Source organism: uncultured Polaribacter sp., from assembly GCF_947497125.1.
Lineage (GTDB): Bacteria > Bacteroidota > Bacteroidia > Flavobacteriales > Flavobacteriaceae > Polaribacter.
The window spans coordinates 194,616-212,083 of record NZ_CANMFI010000004.1 but is presented as its reverse complement, the minus strand read 5'-3'; the positions used below and the strand labels follow the sequence as shown (position 1 = coordinate 212,083).

Below are 17,468 nucleotides of genomic sequence, written 5' to 3'. Positions count from 1 at the left end.
GAATAAAATTGCACAAAAAAATTAGCGCTACATAAAAGAGAATTTTAATTAATGAAAACTATTTTTAAACATACTAAAGGAGATAAAACAATTTGGGCAATTGTTGCTATTTTGGCAATATTTTCATTTATGCCAGTTTACAGTGCAAGTACAAACTTGGTTTATGTTGTTGGTTCTGGTTCTACTTTAGGATATTTAATTAAACACGTAGTTCTTTTAATTATGGGGTTTGCAATCATTTATGGAGTGCATAAAATTCCTTACAGATTTTTTTCAGGCGGTTCTGTTTTAATGCTTCCGATAGTAATTGTTTTGTTAATTTATACACTAGCTCAAGGTACAGTAATTGGCGGTGCAAATGCAAGTAGATGGATTCGTATTGGAGGTATAGGCTTTCAAACATCAACACTTGCAGGTTTGGTTTTAATGATTTATGTAGCACGTTATTTGGCTAGAAATAAAGAAAAGGTAGTTAATTTTAAAGAAAGTTTGTGGCAACTTTGGTTGCCTGTTGCTATGGTTTTAGTGTTGATATTACCAGCAAATTTTTCTACAACCGCTATCATTTTTGTGATGATTATTACAGTGGCTTTTGTAGGTGGTTATCCCATTAAGTATATAGGTTTTATTATTGCTGCAGGTGTTTTAGCATTGTCATTTTTTATTTTGATAGCCAAAGCATTCCCAGAAGCAATGCCAAATAGGGTACAAACATGGCAAAGTAGAATTGAAAGCTTTTCTGACAAAGAAGGTAAAGAAGCTTATCAAGTAGAAAAAGCTAAAATTGCTATTGCAACAGGGCAAACTTTTGGTTTAGGTCCTGGTAAAAGTGTGCAAAAAAACTTTTTACCACAATCTACTTCAGATTTTATTTTTGCAATTATAATAGAAGAGTATGGGTTGTTTGGTGGTTTTGTAATTGTGTTTATCTATTTTTTGTTACTATTTAGAATTTTTGTGGTAGTTAAAAATACAACTACAATTTTTGGTACCTTATTGGTGTTAGGTGTTGGTTTGCCAATCATTTTTCAGGCAACAATAAATATGGCAGTAGCAACAAATCTATTTCCGGTTACAGGGCAAACATTGCCTTTAATAAGTAGTGGAGGTACTTCTATTTGGATGACCTGCTTTGCTTTAGGTATGATTTTAAGTGTAAGTGCTTCTAAACAAGCAACAGAAGAAGATATTTTAGATGATAACCCTTTAGATATATTGCATGAAACAATCGATTAACATATTAATTTCTGGTGGTGGTACTGGCGGACATATCTATCCTGCAATTGCAATTGCAAACGAATTAAAGTTACGCTATCCGAACGCTAAATTTTTATTTGTAGGCGCCAAAGATAAAATGGAAATGGAAAAAGTGCCACAAGCTGGTTATGCTATAAAGGGGCTTTGGATTTCTGGAATCCAAAGAAAACTTACATTTAAAAACTTATTGTTTCCTGTTAAATTGCTTCATAGTTTATTTAAAGCTTCTATAATTATTAATAAATTTAAGCCAGATATTGCTATTGGTACAGGCGGTTTTGCAAGCGGACCTACTTTAATAATGGCCAATCGAAAAGGGGTGCCAACTTTACTACAAGAACAAAACTCTTTCCCAGGAATTACAAATAAATTTTTAAGTAAAAAAGCTCATAAAATATGTGTTGCTTATGATGGTTTAGAGCGTTTTTTTTCGAATAATAAAATTGTAAAAACAGGCAATCCAGTTCGTCAAGATCTGTTAACCATTCACTCTAAAGTTAAAGAAGCAAAGGAGTTTTTTAATTTGAATCCGAAGAAGAAAACAGTTTTAGTTTTAGGAGGTAGTTTAGGAGCCAGAAAAGTAAATCAATTAGTAGCAGAGCAATTGTCTTTTTTTAAAGACCAAGACGTACAAGTAATTTGGCAATGTGGTAAATTTTATATTGATGAGTATAAAGCTAACAATGACCTAGAAGATGTGCAAGTACATGCTTTTTTAAACAGAATGGATTTGGCTTATGCGGCTTCAGATTTTATAATATCAAGAGCAGGGGCAAGTTCTGTGTCAGAATTATGCATTGTTGGTAAGCCAGTTATTTTTATACCATCGCCTAATGTAGCAGAAGATCATCAAACCAAAAATGCAAAATCGATTTCAGACAAACACGGTGCTATTTTGTTAAAAGAGCAAGATTTAGCTTCTTTTCCGGTAGTTTTTGAAACCTTGTTAAAAGACAAAGGGAAACAACAAAGTTTATCAGAAAATATAAATGAATTGGCGCTTCCTGGGGCAACAACATCTATTGTTAACGAGATTGAAAAAATATTAAATAAGTGAATTTAAAAAGTATACATAACATATTTTTTATTGGTATTGGCGGTATTGGTATGAGTGCTATTGCCCGTTATTTTGTTGCCAATGGTAAAAATGTTGCTGGGTATGATAAAACTCCATCAGGTATTATATCTGAATTAGAAAGTTTAGGCGCTTTAGTTCATTTTGAAGATACTATTGCTAGCATTCCTATTTCTTTTTTAAATAAAGACACTACGTTAATAATTTATACACCTGCAATTCCGAAGAATCATAAGCAATTTAATTACTTTTTATCTCATGGTTTTTCTATTTTAAAAAGGTCAGAAATTTTAGGTAAAATAACCGAACATACTTTCTGTATGGCGGTTGCAGGCACACATGGTAAAACAACTACAACTGCTATTTTGGGTCATATTATGGCAGCGGTAAATGCAACTTCTTTTTTAGGAGGTATTGCAGAAAATTATAATTCTAATTTAATTTTAGGAGATGATAAGGTAAGTGTTGTTGAGGCAGATGAGTTTGATCGCTCTTTTTTAAAACTAAGTCCCAATATTGCTTGTATTACTTCTACAGATGCAGATCACTTAGATATTTACGGAGATTCAGCTGCTTTAGAAGTTTCATTTAATGATTTTTCTACCATAGTTTCAGATACATTAATTGTTGCTAAAGGTTTAAATTTAAAGGGCCTAACTTATGCTATAGATGAAGATGCAGATTATGTAGCATCTAATTTAAAGATAGAAAGTGGTCGATATATTTTTGATGTTAAAACACCAACATCAACAATTAATAATATAGAGTTTCATTTACCAGGGCGTCATAACGTAATGAATGCTTTGGCAGCGTTGGCGATGGCAGATGTTTATGGTTTGTCTTTAGAGAAAGTGAAGCAACGTTTGATTAGTTTTAAAGGTGTAAAAAGAAGGTTTTCTTATAGAATTAAAACAGATAATTTTGTTTTGATTGATGATTATGCGCATCACCCAACAGCAATCAATGCCGTAGAAAGTTCGGTTAGAGAAATGTATCCAAATCAAAAAGTATTGGTTGTTTTTCAGCCACATTTATTTTCTAGAACAAGAGATTTTATTGACGATTTTGCTTCTTCGCTATCTAATTTTGATGAAGTATTGTTGTTAGATATTTATCCGGCAAGAGAGTTGCCAATTGAAGGAGTAAATTCTGAGTGGTTGTTGGATAAAGTTACCTGCGCGCATAAAAAAATGACTAAAAAAAATATTTTAGCAAAAGATATTAAAAATTCTTCGTCAAAAATTGTTGTAATGTTGGGTGCAGGAGATATTGGAGTACTAGTAAACGAGGTAACAGAAACAATTTTAAAACAGTAAAAAATGAAATTTAAAAGACTATTAAAGTATTTTGTTTTTGCAGTGTTAATAGTTGCTGTGGCTCTTTTAGGAGAGTTTTCTTCTAATAGGAATTCAATAAAAAAAGTTACAGAAGTAGTAGTAGAATTTGAAGGTGAAGACAATAATTTTTTAACTCATGCAATGGTTGATAAATTGTTAATACAAAATACTGCAAGTGTGAAAAACCAAGCAAAATCTGTGATAAATTTATACGGTTTAGAAAATGCAGTATCTAAAAATCCTTTTGTAGAAAAAGCTTCTGTTTTTTTAAGTATTACAGGGTTGTTAAAAGCAACAGTTAAACAAAAGGTGCCAGTGGCAAGAGTTTTGTTAGACAAGGGGTCTTATTATATTGATAAACAAGGAGAAGCGTTTCCGTTATCAGATAATTTCTCTGCAAGAGTTTTGTTGTTAAACGGTTTTAAAACTAGAGAATCTGTTTCTGAAATACAGCCTTTGTTAAAGCTTATTTTAGCTGATAATTTTTTGAAAAAAGAAATTATTGGAATTGAAAAAAAAGGAGATCAGGCGTATCAATTTTCTGTTAGAAGCGGAAATTATAAAATCGATTTTGGCAATTTGTCTAAAATGGATATAAAATTTAGTAAGTTAAAAGCGTTTTATAACAAAGCATTTGAAGATAAAACGATAAGTAAATATAAAACGATTAACGTTAAATATCACAACCAAGTTGTGTGTACAAAATAAATCAAAAATGGAAAACAATAAAATAGCAGTTGGTTTAGACATTGGTACCACCAAAATTGTTGCCATGATTGGGCGTAAAAATGAATACAATAAAATTGAGGTTGTAGGTATTGGTAAAGCAAAAAGTTTAGGTGTAAAGCGTGGTGTTGTTAGTAATATTACACAAACCATACAATCTATTCAGCAAGCTGTAGATGAAGCTCAAAGTGTTTCTGGTGTTGCTATTGATGAGGTTGTGGTTGGTATTGCTGGGCAACATATAAGAAGTTTACATCATAGTGATTATATCACAAGAAATAATGCAGATGAGGTTATTGATGAAAATGATATTGAAGATTTAGTAAATCAGGTTCATAAATTAGTAATGCTACCTGGTGAAGAAATTATACATGTTTTACCACAAGAGTTTAAGGTAGACTCTCAAGCAGATATTAAAGAGCCAATAGGTATGTATGGTGGTCGTTTAGAGGCTAACTTTCATGTAGTTGTTGGGCAAGTGTCTTCCATTAGAAATATTGGTCGTTGTGTAAAAAGTGCTGGTTTAGGTTTAAGCGAAATTACTTTAGAGCCTTTAGCTTCAGCAGCAGCGGTATTAAGTCAAGAAGAAAAAGAAGCTGGAGTTGCGTTAATAGATATTGGTGGTGGTACAACAGATTTAGCAATTTTTAAAGACGGTATTATTAGGCATACAGCTGTAATACCTTTCGGAGGAAATGTAATTACAGATGATATAAAAGAAGGTTGTTCTATTATCGAAAAGCAAGCAGAGTTATTAAAAATTAAGTTTGGTTCTGCATGGCCTGGAGAAAATAAAGAAACAGAAATTGTTTCTATTCCTGGTTTAAGAGGTAGAGAACCAAAAGAAATTACCTTAAAGAATTTATCAAAAGTAATTCATGCTAGAGTTCAAGAAATTATTGAACATGTTTACTTAGAGATTAAAAATTATGGACATGAAACTGCAAAAGGAAAACTAATTGCAGGAATTGTACTTACAGGTGGTGGTGCACAATTAAAGCATTTGAGGCAGTTAGTAGAGTACATAACTGGTATGGATGCTAGAATAGGTTTTCCTAACGAGCATTTAGCAGGAGATTCAGATGATGTATTATCAAGTCCATCATACGCGACAGCTGTTGGTTTGTTAATGGAAGGTTTAGAAAAAGGCTCTAATGAGCCAGAAGCCGTTATAGAAACTGTTACAGAAAAAGAGGTAGCAATAGAAGAAACAGAAATACAAGAAGAAGTTGCTAAAGTTGCAAAGCCTATAAAACCAAAGAAAGTTTCTTTTTTCGAGAAGTTTACCAATGGTTTAAAAGATTTTTTAGACAACGCAGAATAAAAATAAAAGAACAAACAATAGAATAGATACGTTATTATGAGCCAAGAATTTGATAACATTTCATTTGATATGCCAAAAACCCAATCGAATACCATTAAGGTAATTGGTGTAGGTGGTGGTGGTAGCAACGCAGTAAATCACATGTTTACCCAACACATTGTAGGGGTAGATTTTGTAATTTGTAATACAGATGCCCAAGCTTTAGAAAATAGCCCAGTACCTAATAAAATACAATTAGGGGCTAATTTAACTTCAGGTTTAGGTGCTGGTGCAAATCCAGAAGTTGGTGCGCAGGCAGCAAAAGAAAGTATGCAAGAAATACAGCAGTTGTTAAATACCCAAACCAAAATGGTTTTTATTACTGCAGGTATGGGCGGTGGTACTGGTACTGGTGCAGCACCAATTATCGCTAAAATAGCAAAAGATATGGATATCTTAACCGTTGGTATTGTTACAATACCTTTTGCTTTTGAAGGAAGAAGACGTGCCAAACAAGCTCAAGTAGGTATCGATCAACTTCGCCAAAATGTAGATTCTCTTATCGTAATTAATAACAATAAGCTAAGAGAAGTATATGGTAATTTAGGTTTTAAAGCTGGTTTTTCTAAGGCAGATGAAGTTTTATCTACAGCGTCTCGTGGTATTGCAGAGGTAATTACACATCACTACAAACAAAATATTGATTTACACGATGCCAAAACAGTACTTTCTAACAGTGGAACAGCAATTATGGGTTCTGCTAAAGAAGAGGGGCAAACTAGAGCTAAAACAGCTATTATTAAAGCATTAGATTCTCCTTTATTAAATGACAATAAAATTACTGGGGCTAAAAACGTTTTACTTTTGATAGTTTCTGGTAGTAATGAAGTAACCTTAGACGAAATAGGAGAGATCAATGACCATATTCAAGATGAAGCTGGTTATGATGCTAATATAATTATGGGTATTGGTGAAGATGAAGAGTTGGGTGATGCAATTGCCGTAACGATAGTTGCAACTGGTTTTGCCGCAGATCAACAGAGTGAAATTACAAATACCGAAGTTAAGAAAATTGTTCACACTTTAGAAGATGAGCAAAAAGCAACCTATAATTTTAGTGAAAATAAAATAGCTAAAGTACCTACTTTAGAAGAGCCTTTAACTAAAGAAAGTGAAGAGAAAATAGTCTATAACTTAGAAGATGAAGCAGAAGTTAAACCTTCTTCTAATATGGATTTAGTTGCAATGACAGATGAAATTGCTAATATTGAGGTTGTTTTTGATGAAGTTGTTTTGTCTAATGCTATCGAAGATGATTTTGTTATTACAGATGTTACGCCAGTTGTAGAAGATAATAATACACAAGTATCAGAAATGGTTGAAGAAGAAGAACCTAACTTATTTTTCGACTTGCCTTTAAGCAATCAAAAAGAAGAAGAGTCTGTAACACAAGAGGTTCGTTTTAATTTAGAAGATGATGCTTTAGAAAGGGTTAAAAATATAGATGTAATTGATGCAAAAGAAATTGTATTCGAAAATACACAAGCTCCTAAAAGATATGTTTTAGAAGATTTTGATGCACAGCCAACTATTGGTAAAAGTTCTGCAATTATTAATGATACCCCAAAAGAAGAGGAGGTTCAGTTTGAGTTAAAGACTAAAATTTCGCAAGCTAGCATCAATCAAATAGAAACGATTAGTGAAGAGGTTTCTCCTTTAGATTTAACCATTACAGAGTTGCAACAAAGGGCAGAAGAGCGTCGTAATAAAATGAAAGGCTTTAACTACAAGTTTAATGATCAAATGAATAAGAATATTGATGAAATTGAACGACAGCCTGCCTACAAAAGATTGGGTGTAGATCTAAATACAAATACGGCTATAAGTAAAGACAAAACCTCTATTAACAAAGATACAGACGAGATTAACTTAAAAACTAATAACTCTTTTCTACACGATAATGTAGATTAATCTTACTTTACATAGTTTATAAATTAAAAATGCCAAATCTATTAGATTTGGCATTTTACTTTGTTAGTATTTAAGAAACATCAATAATAGCTGTTTTTTAAATTAACTTAAAGCTTTTTTAATTCTTTTAACAGCTTCTCTTATTTGCAATTCAGAGGCAGCGTAAGAGATTCTAATGCAGTCTGGTGCACCAAAAGCTTCTCCGGTAACGGTAGCAACATTAGCTTTTTCTAAGATAAATAAAGCAAAATCGCTTGCGTTTTCTATTTTTACTCCATTAACTGTTTTTCCGAAAAAAGCAGAAACATCAGGAAAAACATAAAAAGCACCTTCTGGTACATTTACTTTAAAGCCTTCAATCTCTCTTAATAAACTAATAATGATATCTCTACGAGTTTTAAACTCGTCTACCATATACTGAATTTTAGAAACAGGTGCTAATACTGCTGTAATAGCAGCTCTTTGTGCAATACAGTTTGTACCCGATGTAATTTGCCCTTGCATTTTTGTACATGCCTTAGCAATCCATTCTGGTGCACCAATATAACCAACTCTCCAACCAGTCATTGCAAATGCTTTTGCCAAACCGTTAACGGTAATGGTTCTATCGAACATGTTTTCTATTTGTGCAAAACTAAAAGGTTTGCAGTCATAATTTACGTGCTCATATATTTCATCAGATAAAATAAAAATCTGTGGATGTTTTTCTAACACTTTAGCCAGCGCTCTGTATTCTTGTTCGCTATAGATAGTACCACTTGGGTTGTTTGGCGAATTAAAGAAAATCATTTTAGTTTTTGGCGTAATAGCGGCCTCTAACTGTTCTGGTGTTATTTTAAAATCATTGTCTATAGAAGAAGGTATTTCTACATATTTTGCTTCACATAAAGTTGCAATCGCAGAATAACTTACCCAGTAAGGTGCTGGTAATAATACTTCATCTCCAGGGTTTAATAATACTTGAGCAATATTTGCAATCGATTGCTTTGCACCTGTAGATACTACAATTTGGTTGGGTGTGTATGTTAAGTTGTTATCTCTTTTAAATTTAACACAAATTGCTTCTTTTAATTCTGCATAGCCATCTACCGGAGAATATGAATTGTAATTTTCATTAATTGCATTAATTGCCGCGTCTTTAATAAAATCTGGTGTATTAAAGTCTGGCTCTCCTAAACTTAAGCCAATAATATCTTTTCCTTCGGCTCTAAGTTCTCTAGCTTTAGCAGCCATTGCAAGTGTTTGCGAGACAGGTAAACTATTAATTCTGTCTGATAAAAGTTGTTTCATGTTACTTAGTTGTGTGTTGTTATTTATGCTAATTCTGGTTTTTTTCCTAAAACTCCTAAATGTCTAAAATGCTCTACAACTGCTTTTGTCATGGTTTTATATTCGTTGTAAGGCAAATTAAATTCATTGGCCGTTTCTTTTACAATTTTAGCTAATTTATTGTAATGAACATGAGAAATATGTGGAAAAATATGATGTTCAACTTGATGATTTAATCCGCCAGTATAAAAGTTTACCAACCAGTTACTAGGGGCAAAGTTAGAGGTGGTGTATAATTGATGGACTGCCCAAGTATGTTCTAAATTTCCTTCTTTGTCTGGGACAGGCATTGTTGTATTTGGGACAATATGTGCAAGTTGAAAAACCAAGCTTAAAATCATACCAGCAGTGTAATGCATGATAAAGAAACCTGCTAAAACTTTCCACCAAGAAATGTCTAAAATTAAAAGAGGTAAAACAATCCAAAGGGCATAATAGATAACTTTAGAAACCACTAATTTTGTCCATTCTGTAGCCGGATTTGGAAATTTACCATACGATAATTTACGTTTTAAATAACGGTGCATTTGTTTAATATCTGTAGTAATTGCCCAATTAATAGTTAATAAACCATACAAGAATATAGAGTAATATTTTTGAAGTTTATGAATTTTTAACCACTTAGAGTGTAAAGAAAAACGAATAATTCTTCCAGCGTCTATATCTTCATCGTGGTCTTTAATATTTGTAAAAGTATGGTGCAATACATTGTGTTGTACTTTCCAGTTATAAACATTACCAGCAAGAATATAAATACTACTTCCCATCAATTTATTTACCCATTTTCTTTTAGAAAAAGACTCATGATTGGCATCATGCATCACATTCATACCAACGCCAGCCATACCAATACCTGTTAAAACCATGAGCAATACCATAACCCATTGCGGCATAGAAACGGTAAGTATTAAAATAAATGGAATTAAAAATAATGAAAACATTACAATTGCTTTTAAGTGTAATTTCCAGTTTCCGGTTCTATTTATATTGTTTTCTTTAAAATATGAGTTGACTCTTTTATTTAGGGTTCTAAAAAATTTTGCCTTATCTACTCGGGAGAAATTGATTGTTTTCATTCAGTATATTAATGTTAATTTACAAAAATAATGTTTTTGTAATTGCTTTATATGATAAACGTCAGTTTTTGTTGCTAATTGTTTATTAACTATAACTATTTTTGCACTAGAAACATATTTTAATGGAAATTATAAAAAAGTATTTTAAAAATTTATCAGAAAACCAACTCAATCAATTTTCTAAACTTCAAGAATTATATGAAGATTGGAATCTTAAAATTAATGTGGTTTCTAGAAAAGATATTGACGAACTTTATTTAAGGCACGTTTTGCACTCTCTGGCAATTGCTAAAGTAATCTCATTTAAACCAGGAAGTAAAATTTTAGATGTAGGTACTGGTGGTGGTTTTCCAGGCATACCGCTTGCTATTCTTTTTCCTGAAACACAGTTTCATTTGGTAGATTCTATTGGAAAAAAAATAAAAGTTGTAGACGAAGTTGTAGCAGGTTTAGGCTTAGAAAACGTTAAAACTACTAATGGTAGAGTAGAAGAGGTGAAAGATACGTATGATTTTATTGTAAGTAGAGCTGTGGCGCAAATGGAGACTTTTGTTGGTTGGACGCGTGGTAGAATTTCTAAAAAACAAAATCATGATCTTAAAAACGGAATTCTATATTTAAAAGGTGGCGATTTGTCTGAAGAATTAAAACTATACACTTCTGCTACTTTATACGATTTAACAACTTATTTTGATGAAGATTTCTATGAAACCAAAAAAGTTGTACACCTAGCGATGAAGTTTAAAGGCTAATTAATTTTTAATCTATAAAATTTAAAAAAATATGCCTTACGAAGAAGCATTTGTTCTGTTTTGGGAACAAGTAAAAGAAAGTTTAGAAGATGGCAGTTTTGCGAAACTGACCATGGCAAAAACAATTGGTAAGTTAGAATTGAAAAATATTTTTATAAGACCAATTTCTTCACTAGAAAAAAATAAGGTTTTAGTAAAGTACAGTTACAGACCCACAGAAATGGAAGATGTAGAAGAAGAATTTACTTTAAATAAATCTTTCGAAATTTTAAAAGATAATTTAAAAAATCCTTTTTTAACGGTGCTTTTATTTACGACTCAAAAAGATCTTACATTTAAGATTAATAAAAAAGGAGCTGGGAACATCACAGAGCATCCACCTACATTTCAGCATGTAGTATTTGCAAATTAAACTAAAAATATAAGTCATAAAAAAAGGAATTACATGTAAGTAATTCCTTTTTTTTGTGTTTTTTAAATTGTGTTAAACGCTTTCTACAAAAAGACCATCTTCTGTTTTAGTAACTTTTGCTACTTCTTTTTTAGTAAGTCCTTTAATGGTTTTATCCCATTTTTTATTAGACAAGCCAGATTGTGTTTTTAAAACGTTTAAATCTATTTTCTCTGCTTTAGTTACAATGGCTAAAACCGCTTTTTCTTCGTCATTTAATTCAATAGAAGGCGCTTTTTTTTCTGGTCTCATTTGAGGGAAAAATAATACTTCTTGTATCGATTGGTTATTGGTTAAGAACATGATTAATCGATCCATACCAATTCCCATACCAGAAGTAGGAGGCATTCCGTATTCTAACGAACGTAAAAAATCTTCATCAATAAATTCGGTAGCTTCGTCATCTCCTTTTTGGGCTAATTTTAATTGATGTTCAAAACGTTCTCTTTGGTCAATTGGATCGTTTAATTCAGAATATGCATTGGCAATTTCTTTACCACAAACCATTAGTTCGAAACGTTCTGTAAGCTCTGGGTTATCTCGATGTTCTTTACAAAGCGGACTCATTTCTTTAGGGTAATCTGTAATAAATGTAGGCTGAATGTAGTTTCCTTCACATTTCTCGCCAAAAATTTCATCAATCAGTTTTCCTTTCCCCATTGTTTCATCAACAGCAATATTCATCGATTTTGCAGCAGCTCTAATTTCATCCTCAGTTTTACCCGAAATATCAAAACCAGTAAAATGCTTTATAGAATCTGCCATTGTAACTCTTGCATACGGAGCCTTAAAATCTATTTCATGTTCTCCAAAGGTTGCTTTCGAAGTTCCGTTAACCGCAATTGCACAATGCTCGAGTAATTGTTCTGCAAAATCCATCATCCAGTTATAATCTTTGTAAGATACATAGATTTCCATGGCTGTAAATTCTGGGTTGTGAGTTCTATCCATCCCTTCATTTCTAAAGTTTTTAGAAAACTCATAAACTCCATCAAAACCACCAACAATTAATCTTTTTAAATACAATTCGTTGGCAATCCTCATATATAAAGGAATGTCTAATGAATTATGATGTGTTATAAAAGGTCTTGCTGCAGCGCCACCTGGTATTGGTTGTAAAACAGGTGTTTCTACTTCAAAATAGCCAGCATCGTTAAAAAAAGAACGCATAGCATTAAATAATTTGGTACGTTTAATAAACACCTCTTTCACATGCGGATTAACAACCAAATCGGCATAACGTTGTCTGTAACGTAGTTCTGGATCTGTAAAAGCATCATAAGTAATGCCGTCTTTAACCTTTGGCATTGGTAAGGGTTTTAATGCTTTAGAAAGCATTTTAAACTCTTTAACCATTACTGTTTTCTCTCCTACTTGAGTTGTAAAAAGAGTACCGGTAATACCAATAAAATCACCTAAATCTAGTAATTTTTTAAAAACATCATTGTATAATGATTTGTCTTCGCCAGAACATATTTCATCTCTATTAAAATACAATTGTATTCTTCCTTGTCCGTCTTGTAATTGAGCAAATGAAGCTTTTCCTTGAATATTAATAGCCATTAATCTTCCTGCAATAACAACTTTTTTGTCTTCGGTAAATTTTTCTTTAATTTCTTTTGAATTCGAGTCGATTGGAAATAAATCTGCAGGGTAAGGATTGATGCCTAAAGCACGGAGTTTTACTAGTTTTTCTCTACGTACAACTTCTTGTTCTGATAATTGCATTTAATGTATAAGTTTTCTGGTGTTTGTTAAAGCTTACAAAGATACAATCAATTGAATGAATAGACAATTGAGAATAAAATAAAAAACACTAAGTTTATTTGCGCTTATTTAAAAACTTCGTATATTTGCCGGCTGCTTTTTGTTAGGGCAGCAATAGTTGTGTTGTTTTGGCGCTTTTGTAAAAGCGTCGTGGTTTTGTTAACCAATGGAAAGCTTCCCTTAAATGGGACGCTTTTTTTTTGCAAATTATTTAACTAAAGATTCACTTTTAATAAATTTTATAAGAGTTGTTTTTCTGATAATTATTTGATCTTTCTTATAAAACTCATTCATAATTATTAGTTTTATAAGTAGTGAGTATTTTTTTCTATCAGATTATAGAGAATAAACAGTAAAATACTTTTAGAAAAGAAGTTTTGGTATAAAATAAAAAAGCCAAAATCTATAGATTTTGGCTTTTTAGTCGGGGTGGCAGGATTCGAACCTGCGACCTCCTCGTCCCAAACGAGGCGCGATGACCGGGCTACGCTACACCCCGAGTAAATGATTGCTCATTTAATGGACGGCAAATATACATTGTTTTTGTAAAAAAACAATTAATTTAAAAGTTATTATTGCAAGTATATTAAGAATTATGTTTTCTTATTTTCTCATTATTAAAACTTATAAACATATGTTCTTAGAAGTACTAAAAAACTATATTTTTACCGCATAAATTTCGATAGATAAGATTATGTCAAACACAATAGAAAAAATAAAATGCTTAATTATAGGTTCTGGACCTGCAGGTTATACAGCTGCAATTTATGCTGCCAGAGCAGATATGAAGCCAGTAATGTATACAGGTATGCAAATGGGCGGTCAATTAACAACTACTACTGAAGTTGATAATTTTCCGGGTTATAAAGATGGAACTGATGGAACTGCAATGATGGAAGATTTAAAACATCAAGCAGAACGTTTTGGTACAGAGGTGCGTTTTGGATTGGTAACAAGTGTAGATTTAAGCAATCAAGTTGGTGGTATTCATAAAGTAATTGTAGACGAAAACAAACATATAGAAGCAGAGACTATTATTATCTCTACAGGTGCAACTGCTAAATATTTAGGTTTAGAAAGTGAAAAACGCTTGATGGGCGGTGGTGTATCTGCATGTGCAACTTGTGATGGTTTCTTTTATAAAGGACAAGATGTTGTGGTTGTTGGTGCAGGAGATACTGCTGCAGAAGAAGCAACATATTTAGCAAATATTTGTAATAAAGTAACTGTTTTGGTTCGTAAAGACTTTATGAGAGCTTCTAAAGCGATGCAACATAGAGTTAACAAAACTAAAAATATTGAAGTTTTATACAATACAGAAATAGATGAGGTTTTAGGTGAAACTGTTGTAGAGGGTGTTAGAGCTATTAACAACCAAACAAAGCAGACTCATACAATACCGGTAACAGGTGTGTTTATTGCGATTGGACATACACCTAATTCAGATCTGTTTAAAGGTATTCTTGATATGGATGAAACAGGGTATTTAATTACCAAAGGAAAAACAACTAAAACAAATTTACCTGGCGTTTTTGCTGCTGGAGATATACAAGATAAAGAGTATAGGCAAGCAGTAACTGCTGCTGGTACAGGTTGTATGGCTGCTTTAGATGCAGAACGCTATTTAGGTTCATTAGAATAGGCAATACAATTGCATTTCTTATAAAATAAAAAGAGATTACTGAATAGTAATCTCTTTTTATTTGCTCTCTAAACTGTCAGTTCTTGTTAAATTTCTTTTTAAAAATTTTGAATCAAGAATATTTTAGAAGATTATTTTAATAAAAGTTTTCTGTCTATATACAATCTATAAATTAAGCATTTACAGAGGCCTTCATTGATTTTCGGTATAGAAAAGAATTAAAAATATTTCTTTTTCCAAAGTTGTTCATCGATTTAGCGTTGATAAATTTTCCAAACAAAATTTTACTTACACCAAAATATTCGTACTTGTTGCCATCTGTAAATGTTACCTCTAACAACATACTTTTATGATGCCAATCTGCCACTTGAAATTCGGTAATTGTCTTTTTATAAGCTTCTAAGTTTGCCTCTTTAGTTTCTGGTGCAATGCTCACTAAAAAATGATATCCATCAATAATTTGAGTACTCATTAAATCTGCTTCTTCTTTTTTAGCTTCGTCTGTAAACTTATCTGGATGCCATTCTTTTACTAGATTTCTATAAGATTTTTTCAATTCCTTTAAATCGATAGCACCTTCTATTTTAAAAAGTTTTTTATATTCTTTTATTCGTTTCATTTTAATGTTTTCAAATTGCGTGCAAAACTACTGATATTAAATATACTATGCTTAAATTTTCTTGTTTTTTATTTTTATAGAAATATATCTTTATGTAAGGTAAAAAAAAAGACACTCCGTAAAGAGTGTCTCTAAAAAAACAACTAACTATTAAAAATTAATTTTAAAATTTTAAGTACTTAAAAAATGATTGCAAATAATACAATTTCTTAAAAACAGTATTTATTTTCTGCTTTCACTTTTTCTGCAATTTCATTACGTAAATCTACAATATCAGGATAGTTTACATATTTTGTAAATCTTTTTAAACCTACCAACATCATACGCTGCTCGTCACCTTCAGCAAAAGAAATAATACTTTCTTTACCTTTCTTTTCAATAATATCTACCGCATTGTATAAATATAATTTAGACATCGCTATTTGTACAGCTTGTGTTTCTTTACCAAAACGTTTGGCATTTTTTTCGGTTCTTAAAATAGCCGATTCTGCCATATAAATTTCAATTAAAATATCTGAAGCAGCTAATAATAATTGTTGATGTTCTTCAATTTCTGGTCCATATTTTTGAAGTGCAGCACCAGCAACCATTAAAAATGTTTTTTTCATTTTTTCGATCATTAGTTTCTCTTCAGAAAACAATTCAGAAAAATCTGGAGTATCAAAAGAAGGAATTCCCATTAAGTCATTTGCAACTGCAGTTGCAGGACCTAATAAATCTACATGTCCTTTCATTGCTTTTTTAATCAACATACCCACAGAAAGCATTCTGTTAATTTCGTTGGTACCTTCATAAATTCTTGCAATTCTTGCGTCTCTCCATGAAGATTCCATAGGTGTTTCTTCAGAAAAGCCCATTCCACCAAAAATTTGAATTCCTTCATCTGCACAATTTTGTACATCTTCAGAAACTGCAACTTTTAAAATAGAGCATTCTATGGCATATTCTTCTACGCCTTTAAGTTCTGCTTCTTGGTGTGTGTTACCAGCGGCAACTCTTAAAGCAATTCTATCTTCGATGTCTTTGGATGCTCTATAGGTTGCAGACTCGCCAACATAAGAATTTGTTGCCATTTCTGCTAATTTTACTTTAATGGCGCCAAAATCTGCAATAGGAGTTTTAAACTGTCTACGCTCATTTGCATATTTTACAGCATGGGTTACAATTCTTCTTTGAGAGTCTAAACAAGCTGCTGCTAATTTAATTCTACCAACATTTAAGGCGTTCATGGCAATTTTAAATCCTTCACCTCTTCCAGCCAACATGTTTTCTGCAGGCACTAATGTGTCATTAAAAAACACTTGTCTGGTAGAAGAAGCTCTAATTCCTAACTTGTGTTCTTCTTCACCTAAGGTAATTCCGTTTGTATTGTCTTTGTCATATTCAACAATAAAACCAGTGATATTTTTGTCGTCTTCAATTCTGGCAAATACAATCATGAGTTTACAAAAACCTGCGTTAGAAATCCACATTTTTTGCCCGTTAATTTTGTAGCTTTTACCATCTGCAGAAAGTGCTGCAGTTGTTTTTCCAGAATTTGCATCAGAACCAGCACCGGGTTCTGTTAAACAATACGCGCCAAACCACTCGCCAGTAGCTAATTTTGGAACGTATTTTTGTTTTTGTGCATCTGTACCATACAACGTAATTGGCATAGTACCAATACCAGTATGTGCACCAAAAGCAGTACTAAAAGATCCTGTTCCAGAAGAAATGTAATCGCAAGTTAAAACTGTAGATACAAATCCCATTCCCAAACCATCGTAGGCCTCAGGCACTGCAACACCTAAGAAACCTAATTCTCCGGCTTTGCGCATTACTTCTTCTGTTAGCGCATAATCTTTTGCTTCAAAACGTGTTTTATGAGGTATGATTTCACGGTCATTAAATTCCATCACCGCTTCTTTCATCATTGTTTGCTCTTCTGTAAAATCTTCCGGAGTAAAAACGTCTTCACAATTTGTTTCCTTCACAAGGAATTGCCCTCCTCTTAATAGTTCTTTTTTTGATGTTTCCATGTTGTTTTTTTGATTTAAGAATCAAGAAGTTAGAGTCTAGACTTATAAGTTTTTAGTTTAGACAGAAATCTTGAATTCATTTTTAATTTTATTTGTTTTGAAGTAATTCACAAAAAATGTCTTGCTTCTTGTTTCTTTTGTCTAT

The 17,468-nt window shown here is 32.1% G+C and carries 14 protein-coding genes and 1 tRNA gene; 9 read left to right on the top strand and 6 right to left on the bottom strand.

The genetic code is table 11. The features are described from left to right. The first annotated feature begins 51 nt into the window (after positions 1–51). From Q0678_RS07970 to ftsZ, 6 genes are read left to right on the top strand one after another with little or no spacing between them, the layout of a single operon-like run. Entirely contained in the window at positions 52–1,236 is a 1,185-nt protein-coding gene (locus tag Q0678_RS07970) for an FtsW/RodA/SpoVE family cell cycle protein (protein ID WP_299056340.1), read from the top strand. Then, positions 1,220–2,314, top strand: a complete 1,095-nt coding sequence (gene murG, locus Q0678_RS07965; protein ID WP_299056338.1) for an undecaprenyldiphospho-muramoylpentapeptide beta-N-acetylglucosaminyltransferase — start codon at positions 1,220–1,222, stop codon at positions 2,312–2,314. The genes Q0678_RS07970 and murG overlap by 17 nt, the downstream gene beginning before the upstream one ends. Continuing rightward, the gene (gene murC / locus Q0678_RS07960) at positions 2,311–3,648 is read left to right on the top strand and encodes a UDP-N-acetylmuramate--L-alanine ligase (RefSeq protein WP_299056335.1); all 1,338 of its coding nucleotides are present in this window, start codon (positions 2,311–2,313) and stop codon (positions 3,646–3,648) included. The genes murG and murC overlap by 4 nt, the downstream gene beginning before the upstream one ends. Positions 3,649–3,651: 3 nt before the next feature. After that, positions 3,652–4,377 (top strand): cell division protein FtsQ/DivIB, encoded by a 726-nt coding sequence (locus Q0678_RS07955; protein WP_299056333.1) that lies wholly within the window; start codon positions 3,652–3,654, stop codon positions 4,375–4,377. Between the two features lie 7 nt (positions 4,378–4,384). Further along, entirely contained in the window at positions 4,385–5,719 is a 1,335-nt protein-coding gene (gene ftsA / locus Q0678_RS07950) for a cell division protein FtsA (RefSeq protein WP_299056330.1), read from the top strand. Between the two features lie 36 nt (positions 5,720–5,755). Then, positions 5,756–7,669, top strand: a complete 1,914-nt coding sequence (gene ftsZ, locus Q0678_RS07945; protein ID WP_299056327.1) for a cell division protein FtsZ — start codon at positions 5,756–5,758, stop codon at positions 7,667–7,669. A 102-nt stretch (positions 7,670–7,771) separates the two neighbouring features. On the opposite strand, the gene Q0678_RS07940 is transcribed toward ftsZ, so the two are convergent. Both Q0678_RS07940 and Q0678_RS07935 read right to left on the bottom strand, forming a co-directional pair. Then, on the bottom strand, positions 7,772–8,959 hold the full coding sequence (locus Q0678_RS07940) for a pyridoxal phosphate-dependent aminotransferase (protein ID WP_299056324.1): 1,188 nt from the start codon (positions 8,957–8,959) through the stop codon (positions 7,772–7,774). Between the two features lie 23 nt (positions 8,960–8,982). Next, on the bottom strand, positions 8,983–10,074 hold the full coding sequence (locus Q0678_RS07935; RefSeq protein WP_299056321.1) for an acyl-CoA desaturase: 1,092 nt from the start codon (positions 10,072–10,074) through the stop codon (positions 8,983–8,985). A gap of 122 nt (positions 10,075–10,196) precedes the next feature. Between Q0678_RS07935 and rsmG the strand changes: the two genes are divergently transcribed. Continuing rightward, positions 10,197–10,826, top strand: coding sequence for a 16S rRNA (guanine(527)-N(7))-methyltransferase RsmG (gene rsmG, locus Q0678_RS07930; protein WP_299056319.1), 630 nt, complete (start codon positions 10,197–10,199; stop codon positions 10,824–10,826). Positions 10,827–10,857: 31 nt separating this feature from the next. Beyond that, positions 10,858–11,238, top strand: coding sequence for a hypothetical protein (locus Q0678_RS07925; RefSeq protein WP_299056316.1), 381 nt, complete (start codon positions 10,858–10,860; stop codon positions 11,236–11,238). 72 nt (positions 11,239–11,310) lie between these two features. Here Q0678_RS07925 and lysS read toward each other — a convergent pair whose 3' ends face one another. Both lysS and Q0678_RS07915 read right to left on the bottom strand, forming a co-directional pair. Continuing rightward, a complete protein-coding gene (gene lysS / locus Q0678_RS07920; RefSeq protein WP_299056314.1) occupies positions 11,311–13,005 on the bottom strand; it encodes a lysine--tRNA ligase in 1,695 nt (564 codons plus the stop codon). Between the two features lie 463 nt (positions 13,006–13,468). Then, positions 13,469–13,543 (bottom strand) — tRNA-Pro (locus tag Q0678_RS07915). Between the two features lie 195 nt (positions 13,544–13,738). Here Q0678_RS07915 and trxB point away from each other — a divergent pair. Beyond that, on the top strand, positions 13,739–14,686 hold the full coding sequence (gene trxB, locus Q0678_RS07910; protein ID WP_299056312.1) for a thioredoxin-disulfide reductase: 948 nt from the start codon (positions 13,739–13,741) through the stop codon (positions 14,684–14,686). Between the two features lie 172 nt (positions 14,687–14,858). Here the strand turns inward: trxB and Q0678_RS07905 are convergent, their stop codons facing one another. Next, entirely contained in the window at positions 14,859–15,305 is a 447-nt protein-coding gene (locus Q0678_RS07905; protein WP_299056309.1) for a KTSC domain-containing protein, read from the bottom strand. A 209-nt stretch (positions 15,306–15,514) separates the two neighbouring features. Then, positions 15,515–17,323, bottom strand: a complete 1,809-nt coding sequence (locus tag Q0678_RS07900) for an acyl-CoA dehydrogenase family protein (protein ID WP_299056306.1) — start codon at positions 17,321–17,323, stop codon at positions 15,515–15,517. Positions 17,324–17,468: the final 145 nt, after the last annotated feature.